Source organism: Streptomyces sp. NPDC008150 (assembly GCF_042956945.1).
Classification (GTDB): Bacteria; Actinomycetota; Actinomycetes; order Streptomycetales; family Streptomycetaceae; genus Streptomyces.
Genome location: NZ_JBIBHJ010000016.1, coordinates 97,685 through 113,265, shown reverse-complemented (window position 1 = coordinate 113,265; position 15,581 = coordinate 97,685). Strand labels below are relative to the sequence as shown.

General features: G+C 72.0%; 15 protein-coding genes. 14 read left to right on the top strand and 1 reads right to left on the bottom strand.

Annotated features, from left to right (window positions below):
• The first annotated feature begins 105 nt into the window (after positions 1–105).
• The 13 genes from ACFZA0_RS31840 to ACFZA0_RS31780 all read left to right on the top strand — a co-directional run bounded on the left by ACFZA0_RS31840 (position 106) and on the right by ACFZA0_RS31780 (position 14,072).
• Positions 106–1,443 (top strand): ATPase, T2SS/T4P/T4SS family, encoded by a 1,338-nt coding sequence (locus ACFZA0_RS31840; protein WP_391023391.1) that lies wholly within the window; start codon positions 106–108, stop codon positions 1,441–1,443.
• Positions 1,444–1,454: 11 nt separating this feature from the next.
• Positions 1,455–2,399 carry a type II secretion system F family protein gene (locus tag ACFZA0_RS31835; RefSeq protein ID WP_391023390.1) on the top strand — a complete coding sequence of 315 codons (945 nt, stop codon included), beginning with the start codon at positions 1,455–1,457 and terminating at the stop codon, positions 2,397–2,399.
• 22 nt (positions 2,400–2,421) lie between these two features.
• Complete coding sequence (locus tag ACFZA0_RS31830; RefSeq protein WP_391023388.1) at positions 2,422–3,306, top strand: DUF5936 domain-containing protein; 885 nt, start codon at positions 2,422–2,424, stop codon at positions 3,304–3,306.
• A 1,151-nt stretch (positions 3,307–4,457) separates the two neighbouring features.
• A complete protein-coding gene (locus ACFZA0_RS31825) occupies positions 4,458–5,657 on the top strand; it encodes a histidine kinase (protein WP_391023505.1) in 1,200 nt (399 codons plus the stop codon).
• 47 nt (positions 5,658–5,704) lie between these two features.
• Complete coding sequence (locus tag ACFZA0_RS31820) at positions 5,705–6,676, top strand: response regulator (protein ID WP_391023386.1); 972 nt, start codon at positions 5,705–5,707, stop codon at positions 6,674–6,676.
• A 256-nt stretch (positions 6,677–6,932) separates the two neighbouring features.
• Positions 6,933–7,166 carry a Flp family type IVb pilin gene (locus tag ACFZA0_RS31815; protein WP_391023384.1) on the top strand — a complete coding sequence of 78 codons (234 nt, stop codon included), beginning with the start codon at positions 6,933–6,935 and terminating at the stop codon, positions 7,164–7,166.
• Positions 7,166–7,762: a pilus assembly protein TadG-related protein gene (locus tag ACFZA0_RS31810; protein WP_391023503.1), complete on the top strand. Its 597-nt coding sequence runs from the start codon at positions 7,166–7,168 to the stop codon at positions 7,760–7,762. Before ACFZA0_RS31815 ends, ACFZA0_RS31810 begins: the two co-directional genes overlap by 1 nt.
• Before the next feature lie 33 nt (positions 7,763–7,795).
• On the top strand, positions 7,796–8,374 hold the full coding sequence (locus tag ACFZA0_RS31805; protein ID WP_391023382.1) for a hypothetical protein: 579 nt from the start codon (positions 7,796–7,798) through the stop codon (positions 8,372–8,374).
• A gap of 8 nt (positions 8,375–8,382) precedes the next feature.
• Positions 8,383–9,051 carry an OmpA family protein gene (locus tag ACFZA0_RS31800; RefSeq protein ID WP_391023380.1) on the top strand — a complete coding sequence of 223 codons (669 nt, stop codon included), beginning with the start codon at positions 8,383–8,385 and terminating at the stop codon, positions 9,049–9,051.
• A gap of 215 nt (positions 9,052–9,266) precedes the next feature.
• The gene (locus ACFZA0_RS31795) at positions 9,267–11,879 is read left to right on the top strand and encodes a Tox-REase-5 domain-containing protein (RefSeq protein WP_391023378.1); all 2,613 of its coding nucleotides are present in this window, start codon (positions 9,267–9,269) and stop codon (positions 11,877–11,879) included.
• A gap of 81 nt (positions 11,880–11,960) precedes the next feature.
• A complete protein-coding gene (locus ACFZA0_RS31790; protein WP_391023376.1) occupies positions 11,961–12,695 on the top strand; it encodes a hypothetical protein in 735 nt (244 codons plus the stop codon).
• Between the two features lie 173 nt (positions 12,696–12,868).
• The gene (locus ACFZA0_RS31785; protein ID WP_391023375.1) at positions 12,869–13,465 is read left to right on the top strand and encodes a hypothetical protein; all 597 of its coding nucleotides are present in this window, start codon (positions 12,869–12,871) and stop codon (positions 13,463–13,465) included.
• Between the two features lie 31 nt (positions 13,466–13,496).
• Positions 13,497–14,072, top strand: coding sequence for a hypothetical protein (locus ACFZA0_RS31780; RefSeq protein ID WP_391023373.1), 576 nt, complete (start codon positions 13,497–13,499; stop codon positions 14,070–14,072).
• 75 nt (positions 14,073–14,147) lie between these two features.
• On the opposite strand, the gene ACFZA0_RS31775 is transcribed toward ACFZA0_RS31780, so the two are convergent.
• A complete protein-coding gene (locus ACFZA0_RS31775; protein WP_391023371.1) occupies positions 14,148–14,552 on the bottom strand; it encodes a DUF192 domain-containing protein in 405 nt (134 codons plus the stop codon).
• A 264-nt stretch (positions 14,553–14,816) separates the two neighbouring features.
• On the opposite strand from ACFZA0_RS31775, the gene ACFZA0_RS31770 reads away from it, so the two are divergent.
• Complete coding sequence (locus ACFZA0_RS31770) at positions 14,817–15,569, top strand: prepilin peptidase (protein ID WP_391023369.1); 753 nt, start codon at positions 14,817–14,819, stop codon at positions 15,567–15,569.
• Positions 15,570–15,581: the final 12 nt, after the last annotated feature.

The following is a 15,581-nucleotide window of genomic DNA, read 5'->3' as shown; positions in this document are numbered from 1 at the left end:
CCTTCCCCGACGGCGCACCGGCCGCCGCGGGACCCGAGAAGAACAGCGCGACCGCACGGAACCGGACGACCGCGACAGCACGCACGAACGAGGAGCACGGGAACCATGAGCCTGCGGGCACGCATCAACTCCCCCGACGAGCAGGGCAGTCGGGGTGATGACGGCCACATGGTCGCCTCCTACCGGGCCAAGCTCCTGGAGGAGATCGACCTCGCGGAGATGAGCGCCCTCGCCGCGGCCGAGCGGCGGGCCAGGCTCGAACGCGTCCTCGGGCACATCATCAGCCGCGAGGGCCCCGTCCTGTCGACCGGCGAGCGCTCGCAGCTGATCCGCCGGGTGGTCGACGAGGCACTCGGCCTCGGCATCCTGGAGCCGCTGCTCGAAGACGCGTCGATCACCGAGATCATGGTCAACGGCCCGGACGCGATCTTCGTCGAACGGGGCGGCAGGGTCGAGCAGTTGCCCCTGCGCTTCCCCTCCCACGACCAGCTGATGCAGACCATCGAGCGCATCGTCTCGACGGTCAACAGGCGGGTGGACGAGTCGAACCCGATGGTCGACGCCCGACTGCCGTCCGGCGAGCGCGTCAACGTGATCATCCCGCCGCTCTCCCTCACGGGCGCCACGCTCACCATCCGCCGCTTCCCGCGCTCCTTCACGCTCCAGGAGATGATCGGCCTCGGCTCCCTCGACGAGCACATGCTGTTCCTGCTCGCGGGCCTGGTGCAGGCGAAGTTCAACGTCATCGTCTCGGGGGCCACGGGCACCGGCAAGACGACGCTGCTCAACGCGCTGTCCGGGCTGATCCCCGGCGGCGAGCGCATCATCACCATCGAGGACTCCGCCGAACTCCAGCTCCAGCAGAGCCACGTGATCCGGCTGGAGGCCCGGCCGCCCAACGTGGAGGGCAAGGGCCAGATCAGCATCCGCGACCTGGTCCGCAACTCGCTGCGCATGCGGCCCGACCGCATCGTGGTCGGTGAGGTCCGCGGCGGCGAGTCGCTCGACATGCTCCAGGCGATGTCGACGGGTCACGACGGCTCGCTCGCCACGGTGCACGCCAACAGCGCGGAGGACGCCCTGATGCGGCTCCAGACGCTGGCCTCCATGTCCGACGTCGAGATCCCGTTCGTGGCGCTGCACGACCAGATCAACAGCGCCATCGACGTCATCGTCCAGCTCACCCGCTTCGCCGACGGCGCCCGCCGCATCACCGAGATCGCGCTCCTGGACAGCCACGGCAGCGAGCCGTACCGCCTGGCCACGGTCGCCCGCTTCGACGCCCGGCCCATGGCCTCCGACGGCCGCATCTACGGCGGCTTCCAGTACTTCCCGCTCACCCGCCGCACGGCCGAACGGCTCTACATGGCGAGCCAGCCCATCCCGCAGGCGTTCGGTGTCGCCCAGTCCGCAGACGAGCTCACCACCCGAGAAGCCAGGTAGGACCCGACCCCATGGAACTGCAGACACTTGTCACGCTCACCACCGGCATCACCCTGCTGACCTGCATCTTCGCCGTCCTGGGCCTGCATGCCTACTCCACCGGCAAGGCACAGCGGCAGGCACTGGTCGACCGGCTGTCGGCCACCGGCCAGATCCCCATGACGGGCAGGCGGCGCCGCTTCCCCAACCTCGACCGGCGCCTGCGGCGCACGAACCTGGGCAAGAAGCTCGAACTGCGACTGATCGCCACGGGACTGGACGTCACACCGGGCGAGTTCTTCGTCTACATGCTGGCCGTCGTCGCCGCCCTCTGGCTGATCGGGCAGGCCACCCTGGCACCGTTCTTCGGGCCGATCGCCGGACTGCTGGGCATCTGGGCGGCACTTCAGTTCCTCAACTGGCAGCGGCAGCGGCGCATCGAGAAGTTCATCAACCAACTCCCCGAACTGGCCCGGATCCTGGCCAACGCGACGCAGGCCGGTCTGGCACTGCGCACCTCCATCGGCATGGCGGCCGAGGAGCTGGAGGCCCCCGCGGGCGAGGAGTTGGGGAAGGTGGCCAACCAACTGGCGGTCGGCGCCTCGATGGACGACGCGCTCGGCGAACTGGCACGGCGCCTGCCGTCCCGCGAACTCGTCGTCCTGGTCACCACACTGGTGCTCTCCAGCCGCGCCGGCGGCCAGGTCGTCGGCGCCCTGCGCAACCTCACCGAGACCCTGGAGGAGCGCAAGGAGACCCGGCGCGAGGTCCGCACCCAGCTCTCGCAGGTCAGCATGACGTCCTACGCGGTCCCCGTCCTGGGCGTCGGCGCCCTCTTCCTGATGAACGGTGTCAAGGAGGGCGCCCTGGAACGGATGACGGGGTCCCCGCTCGGGCAGGGCGCCGTCATCATCGCCTTCTCGCTCTACGCGATCGGGTTCGTCCTCATCCGCCGCATGTCCCGCATCGACGTCTGAGCCGGAAGGAGACCGGATTTCCATGGCTCTGCTGCTCGCCCTCGTCGTCGGCCTCAGTGTCTGGGGCATCTTCGCCGGCATCCGCATGTACCGGGCGGAGACGAAACTCCCCGGCGACCTCGCGCTCGCGCTGGAGGTCGGCTCCACCCGCACCGGGGCCGTCGACTCCCTCGTCGACCGCCTCGGCATGCGCTACGCACCGACCGTGCTGCGCCTGATGGGCCCCAAACAGGTCGCCAAGTACCGCCGCAAGATCGACCTCGCGGGCAACCCGGGAGGTCTGACCATCGACCGCTACGCGGCCCGCCGGGCCGTCTACGGGGCCCTCGGTGGTGTGGGCGGCGTGGTGATGCTGATGCGGGGCAGCTTCTTCGTCGCGCTGATCCTGTTCGCGTTCGGCGCGTTCTGGACGGAGGTCGGCATCTGGTCGGCGATCCGCATCCGCAAGGACGTCATCGAACGGACCCTGCCGGACTTCCTCGACGTCCTCGCCGTCGTGGTCAGCGCCGGACTCGGCTTCCGGCAGGCGCTGGACCGGGTCGCCTCCAAGTACGAGGGCCCCTGGGCCGACGAACTCCGCATCACCCTGCGGCAGATGGACCTCGGAATGAGCCGGCGCCAGGCGTTCGGAGAGCTGCGCCGCCGCAACGACTCCGAGCAAGTGGCCATGTTTGTCACGGCACTTCAGCAGGGCGAGGAGCTGGGCGCGCCGATCGTCGACACGCTGGTCTCGCTCGCCAAGGACATGCGCCGCACCGACGCCCAGAACGCCCGGCGCAAGGCGGCCCGCGCGGTACCCAGGGCCACGTTGATGATCACGACCTTCATGGTGCCTGCCACCTTGATCCTCCTCGGGGCAGGTCTGCTGCTCGGTTCCGGCAGCGACTTCAGCTCGGTGACCGGCTAGACGGTACGGAGACGGACATGGCGACGAGCAAGGACAGACCGGGGCTGCTGCGACGCCGCCCCAAGAGCCCCGAGATCACAACCCCGCCCGCGGGTACGGTCCTGCCGGAGCACGTCCGTACCGGCGCCCCGGACATCCCCGTCACGTCGGCGACCCCGGCGCTGCCGCCCGGCTGGGTCCCGGCGGACGCGCCCCTGCCCGCCCCGCCGCCGGGCGCGGATCCCCGCACGGGGGACTGGGCGGGGCACGCGGACGACGGTGGGACACAGGACGCGGTGCCCCGCCCGGTTCCGCGCGGGCCCGCGCCCGCCCTGCCGGAGGGCGGCCCGGGGCCGTCCCGCCCGGCTTTGGGCGCGCCCGGCGGCGACGGCGCGGCGGACCTGGCGGACCCGGCGACGGAGCCGGACCGCACCGTGCGCTTCAGGCGGCTCCCCGCGAGGGCCGAGCGGCGCCCCCGGGCACCGGAGGAGACCGGCGAACGGTGGCAGGACGATCCCGCCGCGCGGGGCGGTGCGGGCCCCGCCGGCGGCCGGGACGTCCCGGCCCCCGACGAGCACTCGGGCCGCGACACCTCGAACTCCCCTTCCGGGCCCGCTGTCTCCCCCACCCGCCCGGCTCCGGAGCCGTGGTCCGCCGCCGCGTTGTCACCGGCCGTCGAGCCGCGGATCAAGGCGGTACCGCCGCCCGCCGACGCCGGTCCGCGCCCCGCGGACCGCGGGCACCCGCCGGCCCGCCGTCCCACGAGCCAGGCCCCCGCCCCGGCCCTGCCCCCTGCCGTACGGGACAGCGGCACGGGCGGTGCGGGTAGTGCTGCCCCTCCTGCTCCCCGGGCGGGCGCCGCGCGCCCGCCGCTGGAACTGCCGGCAGCCCCGCGGGAGGAGCCCGACTCCGGGGGAGCGCCCGGGGACGCGTCCGCCGCGCTGCTGCCGCAGCCGTACAAGCCGCAGCCGTACCCGCGGCAGCCCTACGGGCCCGCGCCGGAGCCCGCCGGCCCCGGAGCCGGCCGGAAGCGGCGCGCCCCGTCCCGGGGCCGTCACGCCCGCCCCGCGCCCGAAGCGGCGGAACCGGCGGACAGCGGGTCCGGCACCCGGAGCGACACCGGCGCCGGTCCGGGCCCGGCCCTCCCGATCCAGGTCAGCGCGCTCCAGGCGATGTGCCGCCAGGTCTTCGGCTTCCGGCTGGCGATGATCGCGCTGGCCGCGCCGTCCGCGCTGGTCAACGCCGCGCCGGGACTGGCGACGCAACTCGTCGGCGCGGCGGTCGTCGTCACCTTCATGGTGTCGTACGCGCTGTTCCGCGACTGGGAGCGCTTCGGGCCGCTGCTGCTGCGCCACCCCACCCTGCTCGCGGTCGACACCCTCTTCGGCTCGCTGCTGCTGGTCGCGGCGGGCCCCGACAGCACCCTGGCGTACGTGAGCGTGTGCACGCCGCTGCTGGCGGGCCTCGTCTACGGCTGGCGCGGCGCGGCCGTGTTCGCCTCGCTCCAGTCGCTGATCCTGGTCGTGGTCACCGCGTCGGAGAAGTCGCTGCACGACCACACGCCGCAGGCGTTCCTGCTGCCGGGGCTGTGCCTGGTCGCGGGCGCCGTGGGCGTGAACCTGCGCGGCCTGATGCTCCGCTTCGGCAGCGCCACCCAGGCCCTCACCGAGATGCAGGCACGGCTGGCCGTCACGGAGGCGGTCAGCGCCGAACGCGCCCGCCTGGCACGGGAGATGCACGACTCCGTCGCGAAAACCCTGCACGGGGTGGCCCTCGCGGCGGACGGGCTGGTCGGCTCGGCCGGCGCCGAGCACATGGACGCGGGGCTGGTGAGGCAGCAGGCCGACCTGGTCGCCCGGTCGGCGCGCCGGGCGGCCGCGGAGTCCCGCGAGATCCTGGCGGACCTGCGCCGGGAGTCCGATCCCACGCACGGCACCGACGTCTTGGTCGAACTCGCCGCCAGGACACGCGACTTCAGCAAGCGCACCGGCATGCCGGCGACGTACCGGCCGACCGGCGAGCACGCGGTGCCGCCCGTGCCGCCCGCCGTGGCCCGCCAGCTCCTCACCATCGCGACGGAGGCCATGGAGAACGCCCACCGGCACGCGGGTCCCAGCCGCGTCGACGTGCGCGCGGGGGTGCACGGCGACCTGCTGCGCATCAGCGTGCACGACGACGGGCGCGGCCTGCCGGACGGCACCAGCCTCGAACAGCTGCGCCGCACGGGCCACTTCGGCCTGGTCGGCATGGTCGAGCGGGCGGCCTCGGTCGGCGCCCGCATCCGCATCGGCCGCGGAGCGCACCCGACGGGCACCGAGGTCCGCCTGGAACTGCCCGTCGCCGCCCTGACGATCCCGGCCGCCACAGCGTGAGCGGCGCGTCCCGTACGTCCCCATCCCATCCGAGAGGAGGCCGCCCGATGCCGGACCAGACACCGAACACCGGCCCTCCGCGGCCGCAACCGCACAATCCGTTCGAGGGGTTCCCGCCGCCCGCGCCCGTGGCACCGCTGCGTGTGGTCGTGGCGGACGACAACCCGGTGGTCCGCGCCGGCCTCACGGCGCTGCTCTCCGGGCGGGCCGACATCACGGTGGTCGCGGAGGCCGTCGACGGCCGCCAGGCCTACGAGGCGGCCTACCAACACCGCCCGGACGTCGTGCTGTTGGACGTCCGGATGCCGGGCGTCGACGGCATCTCCGCCCTGCCGTACCTGGTACGGATCGCCCCGGTGGTCATGCTGACCTACAGCCGCGAGTCGGAGATAGTCCACGAGGCGCTGCGCCGCGGCGCGGGCGGCTACCTGGTCCACGGCGAGTTCACCGCCGACCAACTGGTCGACGCCGTACGGGACATCAAGCAGGGCAGGGCCCACTTCACCCCGACCGCGGCGGGCGCCCTGCTGGCCGAACTCCGGCAGGGCCGAACGATCACCGATCCGGTGGGCGCGACGCTGCCGGAGGGGTTGGGGACGTCACCGTACGATGCGATTGCACACGACCAGGGGTTCGGGGCAAGGCTACATCAGCAGCCTCAACAGGTCGCTGATCATGGGCCTGTTGAGTACCGACACGGTCACGGTTCGAGTAATTCGTCGGAAAACCTTTCGCAGTTGCAACCGACTGTGGGACAGTCGACGTCTGAGTGGAAGACTGCCCCGCCGGCCGCTCCCGACCGGTCGCGGTTCCTACTGAGCACGAGGGAGGCGGAGATCATGGACCTCATCGCGTCCGGGATGAACAACCAGCAGATCGCCGCCGCGTGCTTCATCAGCGAGAAGACGGTCAAGAACCACATCAACCGCATCTTCGCCAAGCTCCACAGCACCAGCCGCTCGGAGGCCGCCGCCAAGTGGCTCGGCACGGCCCCGGGTTCGGGCCGAGGGGTGGGGTGACCTGGCATGACGTTACTGGAGAGCGTGATGTTGCGCCGTGCGGTCCAGGGGGCCAACTGCCCTTCCCGGGACCGGTTCTGGGACTCCGATTGGGCCCTGGATTGGGCCCTGGGACCCTCTGGCCACCGGGGTGCCCGGCCGTACGTTTCTCCTGTCGCAAGCGGCACCGGCATGGAGGAAGCCGGTTCCGGGGACGACACCACGGAGACTCACGAGCCAACCGGGCTGCGGTCGGCCGAATCGGGAGGGGAACCCCATGAGCGACTTGATGCTGAAGACCGCCGTTGCGACCAAGGTCCGCGTGAACGGCTGGAAGAACACCACGGTGGCGGCCGTGCAGAAGAGGGGCGGCGACCGGGGGCAGACCGCGGTCGAGTACCTGGGCATCATCGCGGTGGTCGTGGCGATCGTGCTGGCGATCACGGGTACGAGCCTGGGGCAGACCATTCTCACCAAGATCACGGCGCAGATCAACAAGGTCGCTCCTTGATCCGACGCCGTCCCCTCGGTGACGCAGGGCAGGCCTTCCCCATCTACATCACGGTGGTGGGGGGCCTGCTCTTCCTTGCGTTCGCCTATCTGGCAGTCGGCCAGGCGGCAGCCAATCGAAACGGTGCTCAGACGGCAGCGGACGCGGCGGTTCTGGCGGCGGCGCAGGACACTCGCAAGCAACTGGCCGATGAATGGACACGGAGCGTTCTGGACCCCACTCAGTGGGGGCAGATCTTCGGTGGCGAAGCGGCGGGACTTGCTCCGTCGTGCTGGCGTGCCTCGCAGTTGGCAGCCCAGAACGATGCCCACGTAGAGGCGTGTTCGCCCTATGGTTTGTTGGCGTACAAGGTCACCGTGAGGAACGACAAGTCCGCCGGTGAATCGATCGTTCCGGCGACGGCGAGCAAGCATTCCAAGGCTTCCGCCATCGCGGTGATCGAGCCGCTCTGCACGTTCAAGCCTCTTGCGGAGGATGCCGGCGACGACGTTCTCCCGCGCCTTTCGTGCAAGGGCGGGAACTGGGATCTGGATCCGAAGCACCTGACCGATCTTCCGAGCCCGGAAGATCTTTTCGACGTTCATCTGGCTGACTGACAGCGAGCGACGAGCAAAGAAGGAAGCGGAGTCATGAGCATTCGGTTCACTACGCGGACGCGCGGTGGCCTGGTCGCAGTTTGCGTTGCGGCCAGTTTGGCCCTTGGTGCGGCCGGTTGCGGCGGCAATGAAGAAGGCAAGTCGCCGGGCGCTTCGGCCTCCGCTTCGAAGGACGACAGTTCTGACCCGAGTCCGCAGGAGGGCCAGTCGGCCGAGCCCATGGCCGAGCTCAAGGGAACGGACGGGCTGATTCTCCAAATCACCTCTGCCAAGAGGGATTCGGGTGGGTTCGTGACCGTGAACGGCGACCTGAAGAACGACGGTGCGAAGTCCGTGGCCATCCCGGCGCAGATCAGTGGCGACGAGACGGAGATCATCGTCCACGGGCCTTCCTTCGGCGGTGCCACGTTGGTGGACTCCAAAGGAAAGAAGCGTTATTACGTCTTGAGGGACACGGACGGCCGCCCGCTGACCACCGTCGGTGTCTCCACCGTCGAATCGGGTCAGACCCTCCCGGTGTTCATGCAGTTTCCCGCCCCGCCCGCAGGCACGTCGGACGTGACGCTGCAACTGCCGACCTTCTCCACCGCCTCCATCCAGATCTCCGGATGAGGCCCCCCATGACCCACACCCCGATTCCACCCCAGGAGGCGGCCCGGCGGTCGCCGGCCCCCCGTGTCGCCCTCATCGTCACCGCCGCCACCGTCATGGTCGCCGCGAACATCTTCGCTGCCGTCTCCGCGCACGCCGACGACGACCCCAGCCAGCCGCCCGGCACCGCGCCCTCCGCCTCGGCGCCCGTCCAGGTGGACCCGACCGACCCCGACCTGAAGCTGCCGGAGGGCGCCACGCTCGCCGCGTCCAAGGTGCTGGACATCAAGTCGGTCGTGGAGGACGAGGGCGGTGACGAGCGCCGCGAGGACACGAACACCGACGTGACGTTCGCGCTCCAGGCCGAGGTGCTGTTCGCCAAGAACAGCTCCAAGCTGAGCGGCGAGGCCAAGTCCCGCATCGACGCGATCGCCGAGGAGATCAAGAAGCAGAACGCCACGCACGTCCGGGTGTTCGGCTTCACCGACAACCTCGGTTCGTCCGCCCACGGCGACGTCCTGTCCAAGCAGCGTGCCGACGCCGTCCAAGGCGTCCTGAACGGCGACCTCCAGGACTCCAGCATCACCTTCGAGGTGCGCGGTTACGGCGAGGACTACCCGATCTCCTCCAACGCCACGGAAGAGGGCCGCAAGAAGAACCGCCGGGTGGAGGTCTCCTTCCCCCGCACGGAAAGCTGACCCGCCGCTCGCCGGAGAGCGAGCCCCGGCCGAGGCCCGGCCACGCCAACACCGGTGTGGCCGGGCCTCGTTGCGTACCCGGCGTACCCGCCGACTTTGGGTGCCGTTTTGGGTCCTCGGGCCCATCCCCGCCGCACGAGTCGTCCCTAGCCTCGGGCGCAGGGGCATCGATGCGGATGAACGCGCCCTCGCACGGGGCGCGTTGAGGGGGAGCTGTGGCGTTTGTCGGGGGAACGGCGGGAGCCGGGGCCGGGTTCGGCGAGCCGCCCGCGAACGACGGGCGCCGGGAGATGCCGGGCCCGCTCGGTTCCGCACTGGTCCTGGTGCACGTGCTGTTCGCGTTCACGATCGTGGGCGCCCTGGGGCTGCTGCTGACCTACACGTCGTACGACGCACTCGACGGCCGTTCGCTGGCGGTCGTCGCGTACGCCCTGCTGCCCGGATCTCTCGGCTGGTGGCTGGCCCGCCGTGCCTGGGAGGGCGGGCCGAGGATCCTGGCGGCGCTGGTCGCCGTGCAGATCTGGTTCCTGATCGGCGCGGTGTCGAACCTCGTCGACGGATCGCGGCACGGTTTCACCCAGCTCTTCCTGCCCATCCTGATCCTGTACTTCCTGCGCCGCCCCGAGAGCCGCGCGTGGTTCCGCCTGCGGGAGAGGGACCGGCAGGAACGGCGCCCGTTCTCCGTGTCACGGATGATCCGCTGGCGCAGGGACGGCGGGCAGACGGCGGTCGAGTACGCCGGCCTGGTCGCCGTCGTCGCGGCGATCATCCTCGCGATGCTGCTCAGCGGCCTCGGCACCCAGATCTACGGCGGCATCCAGGCCGAGGTCTGCAAGGTCACCGGCAGTGCCTGCCCCGCCCCGGCCACCGACGTGAACGCGGGCGGCGACAAGAAGGGCGACGGCCGCGAACCCGGCACGGACACGGGCGGTACGACGGCGGGCGGCATCACGGCCGGGGGCACCGACGCGGGCGGTACGACGGCGGGCACCACGGGCACGGCCGGGACGACCGGCGCGAACGGCAGCACCGGCACCACGGACGGCAGCACCGGCACCACGGGCAACACGACGACCGGAGGCACGGGCAGCACAGGCGGCTCAACCACAGGCGGCACAGGCGGCTCGACAGCAGGCAGCACAGGCAGCACAGGCAGCACAGGAACAACAGGCGACTCGGGCACCTCCGGCACGACCGGCGGCACCTCCGGCACGACCGGCGGCGACTCGGGCACGACCGGCAGCACGACCGCCGGCACCGCAGGCACGACCGCCGGCACCGCAGGCACGACCGGCGCCACCTCCGGCACGACCGGCGGCACCACAGCCGGAGGCACCACCTCCCCCGGCGACGACTACACCGACTACTCCGACGACACCGACGCCGACAAGGACGACGCCGCCCAGAACGAACCCGGCTGGGGCGACGACGAGCCGCCCGTCGACACCGCCGCGCCCAAGGACGACAAGAAGGACAAGGGCTGCTTCTCCGGCTTCGGCGCCTTCTTCGGCTGCGCCGGCCACCAGGTCAAGGAGGCCGGTCAGGGCCTCGGTGTGGACGGGGTCTGGGGGGACGTCAAGGGCATCTACGACATGGGCCGCCACCCCATCGACACCGTCAAGGGGATCGGCAAGTACGGCCAGCAGCTCGGCAGCGACTGGATGAAGAACTCCAAGGACGCCGGCAAGAAGTGGTCCGACGGTCACTACTGGGACGCGCTGACCGACTGGGGCGGTGCCTCGCTGAAGACCGGCGGCACGGTCCTGTTCGACATGTTCATCGGTGACGACGTCGCCGACCAGTGGAAGAACGGCGACAAGACCCGCGCCGGGGCGCACGTCCTGTGGAACATCGGCTCCCTGTTCATCCCCGGCGTGGACGGCGCGAAGGTCGTCAAGGAGGTCGGGGAGCTCGGCAAACTCGGCAAGTTGGGCAAACTCGGCAAGCTCGCCGAGAAGGCCGCCGAGGCGGCCGACGACGCGAAGAAGGCCGCGAAGGCCGGAGACGTCAAGGCCGCGGACAAGGCGGCCAAGGACGCGGACGCTGCGGCCGACGAGGCCGAGAAGAAGGCACGCGAGTCGGGCTGCACGATCTCCGCCCCGGTTCGCCGGGTCCCGTACGCCGGTGGCGACGGCAAGGACGGCCCAGGCGGCCGGCCCGCGCCTCCGGCAACGGTCCTCGGCGGCTCCGGCACCGGTACCACCGTGCTCGCGGCGGGCGGCGCCCCGTACGTGGTCCTCGCGGAGGGCGAGGGGTGTGACCCCGCGGACAAGGCGGCGGCGGAGGAGGCCCGCAAGAAGGCCGACGAGGCGGCGAAGGCCGACAAGGAGGCCCAGCGGGAGGCCGGCCGCAAGGCGGTCGCCAAGTGGAAGAAGCCGTCCTGGTACAAGGACCTGAAGAACCCGAGGGCGGGCACGAAGGCCGGCGGCGACGGCGCGTGGAAGGCCAAGAAGGCCGTGGCGTACGGGCCGAGGATGGAAAGCTGGATGCGCTACCAGGAGCAGGTCTCCATGGTGAAGCGCGGCAAGGAGTACGCGGTCAAGGACCCGAAGACGGGCCGGGACGTGGACTTCGACGGCTGGGACCAGTCGCGGAACACCTACGTGGAGGCGAAGTTCGGCTACAGCAACAAGGTGCGCCCGGACGGCACCCTGGAACCGGCGACGGCGAAGAAGTTCGTCGAGCAGGCCCAGCGTCAACTCCGCGCCGCCAACGGCAAGACCGTCGAGTGGAACTTCTCCAACGAGGCGACGAAGGAGGCGGCGGAGAAGGCGTTCGAGGACGCGGGCGTCGACGTCACCGTCAAGTACACGCCGTGGAAGAAGTGACGGCGGCGCGCGGAGGCCGCTGCGACACTGGAGCCTGCCGTACGACTCCGAGTTGACCGAACCAGAACGGGAGTAAGCACCATGGGCACCCTGACGGTCGCCGTGTACTGGGGCCCGAGGCCCGAGACCCCGCTCGCGCAGGCCGGCCGCTGGCTCGACCTCCTGGGCCGGCTTGACCGGCTGGCCGGGGCGCGTCTCGACTGGCGCTGGGACGTCGACAGCGAGGAGGCGCCGGGCGGTCAACTGCCGTCCGGGAAGGCCGACTTCGCCGAGGCGCTGGTCGCGGCCAACCCGCAGGACGACGCCGACCTCATCGGCTGGACCGGCCAGGTCGTGGGCGCGCACCCGGCGGGGGGCCAGGTGCGGGTACGGGTCCGGGCGGGCGGGGAGGACGAGGTCAGCCCCTTCCACGCGGTCCTGGACCTCGTGGCGCCCCCCGGCACCCAGGACGTTCCGCCGCCGCTCGCCGACCACCTCCCCGAGACCCTCGCGGCGGCAGCCGGCGCGTGGGACGCGGACACCGGACTGACCTACGACCGCGAGGTGTTCGGCGAGGTCAAGCGGGCGTACGGGCTGCGGCCCAGCTCACCGCGCGCGGGCTGGGCGGTGTTCCTCTCGGCACACCGCGCGGCCCTGGTGCCCGCGTCCTTCCCGGGCCGCCGCCTGGCCGCCGACCACGACGGCGTCGTCCTCGATCTCGCCGCCGCACCGGGCGGGCCGCCGTCCACGGCGACCGTCGTGACCGCCCACCAGGACCTCACCGACTGCGGCGCCCTGGAACGCCGCCCGCAGGAGCCGCTGCGCGCGAAGCTGTGACGGCGGCGGACCGCGCCCGGGGGCCTCGGCCGCGGTCGTCCGCGGCTGTGACGCCCGCGGGGGTGCGGTAGTTGCGAAGTCGCCCGGGGATTGCCGTCCCGGGTGACAGGCTGAGGACGGAAGCGTACGAAACCGATCGAGGGCCCCACCCGGAACCGGAAAGGAACTCCGCCATGGGCGACTTCTTCCAGCGGATCGTCGACGTCGAGGTCGGCGCCCGCGAGGCGGGCCCGCTCGCCGTGCGTGCCGTGGACTGGCTGGTCGGCGAGGGGGTGATCACGCGCGAGATCTCCGGCGACGGTGTCTACAGCCCGACCGCGAACGAGGGGTACCTTCCCGGGCCCGCCTGGCGCACCGCGGCGGCCGGTTCCCCCGACCCGTCGTGGCTGCCCGGCCCGGTGGCCGTCATGACCGGCCGCAACTACTACGTGGGCGGGCAGGGCGAGGACACCGCGTCGTCGGCGACCTGCGCGCGGTGCGGCATCAAGCAGGTGATCATCAACTACCCGGCACGGTTCGAGCCGGACGAGGGGGCGTGGCGCCCGTTCCGCGAGGCGATCGCGCAGTGGCGGGCGACGGGCGAGGGCACGGTCGTCTGCCCCTCCTGCCGCACGCCGATCTCCGTCCTGGAGTGGACCTTCGACTCCGACTTCGTCCTCGGCGCCCTGGCCTTCGACTTCTGGGGCTGGCCCCCGCTCGCCATCGGCTTCCTCGCCCGTCTCCAGCGCCAACTGGGCCACCGCACCGCGGACCACTCCGGCAAGTTCTGAACGCCGGGGCCACGAGGGAGGGCACCACGGCATGACCGGCACGAACGAGCCCGACCGGCCGCCCGCCGGGACGCCGCGGTCGGCCGCGGGGGACGGGACGGGCGTGCCGACTCCGTGGAGCGAGGTCGAGGCCGTGCTCCGGCAACGGCCTCTCGTGGACGTCCTGATGCCCGGTCACATCGACCGGGACGGGGGGTTCACCCGCTTCGTGCCGCTGACCATGGTCGTCTTCCTTCAGTTCGACGAGGGGTGCCTGCGACTCGAATCGGCGGGCCAGTACGACCACTTGGAACCCCGCCTCGTCGACCGCCCCTCGCTGGACGGGGTCTTTCCTTACACGGAGTTCGAGGAGGAGGGTGACGAGATCGCGATCGCTTCCCTGGGGGACCAGCTCTGGGGCGAGGGGCGGATCAGCCGCCCCTGCACCGGCGTTCGCCTGCTGCGGGCGCGCCCGCGGCAGGATTCCGCCCGTGTAACGTGCCTCGCCCTCGAACTGGACGGACGGCGCACGCTGTTCCTCGACCCGACGTGGACCATGGGCATCAAGGTCGGCGGTGCGGGAGACCTGCGCCGCTGGGAGAGCGAACACGGCACGCCGGCCACGTGAGCGTGCCGGCGTGCCGTGTTCGCGAACTCCTGGGCAGGCCCCGCCGGTTGACCGCCAGGCGGGCGGTCGCGGCGGCTACGACTCCACCGTCACCCGTGCCCCCGGCCGCAGACCCCACCCCGCCATGGCGCCGGCCTCGGCCTCCAGGACGTGCCGCGCGCGCAGCCGGGGAAGCCCCAGGCGGCCGGGCCTCATCGTGCGGACCGCGGTGACCGTGAAGTGCCGGTCCAGATAGGCGACATCGATGGGGATGCGCATGCGGAAGGTGTGCACGCTGCTCGCCGGGGACAGCAGCATCGCCCCGTCCACCGCGTCACGCCCCAACAGGCCCTTCGTGCGGGCCCGGTAGGACGTCGCGATCTCCAGCGGCACCGTCACCGGAGCCTCGTCCGCGCCCGTCCCGCCCGCCCCGGTGACCGGGCTCGCGGCTCCGTTCGCGTGCACGATCAGCTTTCCCCGCCCGTCCCGCCAGCGCCCCATCCGGGCCACCTCCCCTGTCCCGCCGCTCCGTCACGGCATCGTCCGTCCCGCACACGGGAACCGCTCCGCGGGGCGACCGCGCCGCACGCCGTCACACCCGCGACCGCCCCACCCATGCAGTGCCCGCGCGCCCGCCGTCCACCCCGCTCCACCCGGCCGAGTTGTGCCCGTTCCGGGTCAACCGACCGTATCCACAAGGGAGTAGGCCCCACATGGGTCCCCGGACCCATGTCCCACGCGCCCCATCCGCACTAGGGTCCCGGCGTGCGCCTACTTCTCGTCGTCGTGGCCGTCCTGTGGGGCGCCGGAACCGGTCTGCTGCTGCCCCGGGCCGCGTACCGCTTCTCCGTGGAGCCCGAGGAGCCCTGGGCCGCCCGGTGTCCCGCCGGGCACCCGCTCACCGGGGCGTTCGGCGGCTGGCTCGGCCTGGCCCGCTGCCCCGGCGGCGCGGACGGCACCGCGTGCCCGCCGTACGGTCCGCGCACGGTCACCGTCGCGGCGGTGACCGCGCTGGTCTGCGCCGCGCTCGCCGCCGCGACGGGCGCCCGCCCCGAACTCGCCGTCTGGCTGTCCGCGGCCCCCGTCGCCGTGCTGCTCGCGCTCGTCGATCTGCGGGTGCACCGGCTGCCCGACGTCCTGACGCTGCCGCTGGCCGTCGCGACCGCGGCCCTGCTCGGTGTCGCGGCCCTGCTGCCCGGCGACGGCGGCTCGTGGCCGATCGCGCTGCTCGGCGGACTCGCCCTGTGCGCCGCCTACTTGGTGCTGCACTGGATCAACCCGGCCGGCATGGGCCCCGGCGACGTCAAGGTCGCCCTCGGGCTCGGTGTCGCCCTCGGCTGGTACGGCTGGGCGGTCCTGGTCACCGGTGGCTTCGCCGGCGTGCTGTTCGGGGCCGTGTACGGGGTGGGCCTGCTGATCCTGCGCCGGGCGGGCCGCAAGACCCCCATCCCGATGGGCCCTTTCATGATCGCGGGCACGTTCACGGGCCTGCTGCTCGGCGCCCTCGCCGTGTCCTGACCCCCGGCGCGC

Excerpts from the sequence above, each read along its gene's own strand:
- ACFZA0_RS31820 (WP_391023386.1), top strand. The coding sequence starts at position 5,705 with ATGCCGGACCAGACACCGAACACCGGCCCTCCGCGGCCGCAACCGCAC.
- ACFZA0_RS31835 (WP_391023390.1), top strand. The coding sequence starts at position 1,455 with ATGGAACTGCAGACACTTGTCACGCTCACCACCGGCATCACCCTGCTG.
- ACFZA0_RS31775 (WP_391023371.1), bottom strand. The coding sequence starts at position 14,552 with ATGGGGCGCTGGCGGGACGGGCGGGGAAAGCTGATCGTGCACGCGAAC.
- ACFZA0_RS31815 (WP_391023384.1), top strand. The coding sequence starts at position 6,933 with ATGAGCGACTTGATGCTGAAGACCGCCGTTGCGACCAAGGTCCGCGTG.
- ACFZA0_RS31780 (WP_391023373.1), top strand. The coding sequence starts at position 13,497 with ATGACCGGCACGAACGAGCCCGACCGGCCGCCCGCCGGGACGCCGCGG.
- ACFZA0_RS31800 (WP_391023380.1), top strand. The coding sequence starts at position 8,383 with ATGACCCACACCCCGATTCCACCCCAGGAGGCGGCCCGGCGGTCGCCG.
- ACFZA0_RS31805 (WP_391023382.1), top strand. The coding sequence starts at position 7,796 with ATGAGCATTCGGTTCACTACGCGGACGCGCGGTGGCCTGGTCGCAGTT.
- ACFZA0_RS31840 (WP_391023391.1), top strand. The coding sequence starts at position 106 with ATGAGCCTGCGGGCACGCATCAACTCCCCCGACGAGCAGGGCAGTCGG.
- ACFZA0_RS31785 (WP_391023375.1), top strand. The coding sequence starts at position 12,869 with ATGGGCGACTTCTTCCAGCGGATCGTCGACGTCGAGGTCGGCGCCCGC.
- ACFZA0_RS31825 (WP_391023505.1), top strand. The coding sequence starts at position 4,458 with ATGTGCCGCCAGGTCTTCGGCTTCCGGCTGGCGATGATCGCGCTGGCC.
- ACFZA0_RS31830 (WP_391023388.1), top strand. The coding sequence starts at position 2,422 with ATGGCTCTGCTGCTCGCCCTCGTCGTCGGCCTCAGTGTCTGGGGCATC.
- ACFZA0_RS31790 (WP_391023376.1), top strand. The coding sequence starts at position 11,961 with ATGGGCACCCTGACGGTCGCCGTGTACTGGGGCCCGAGGCCCGAGACC.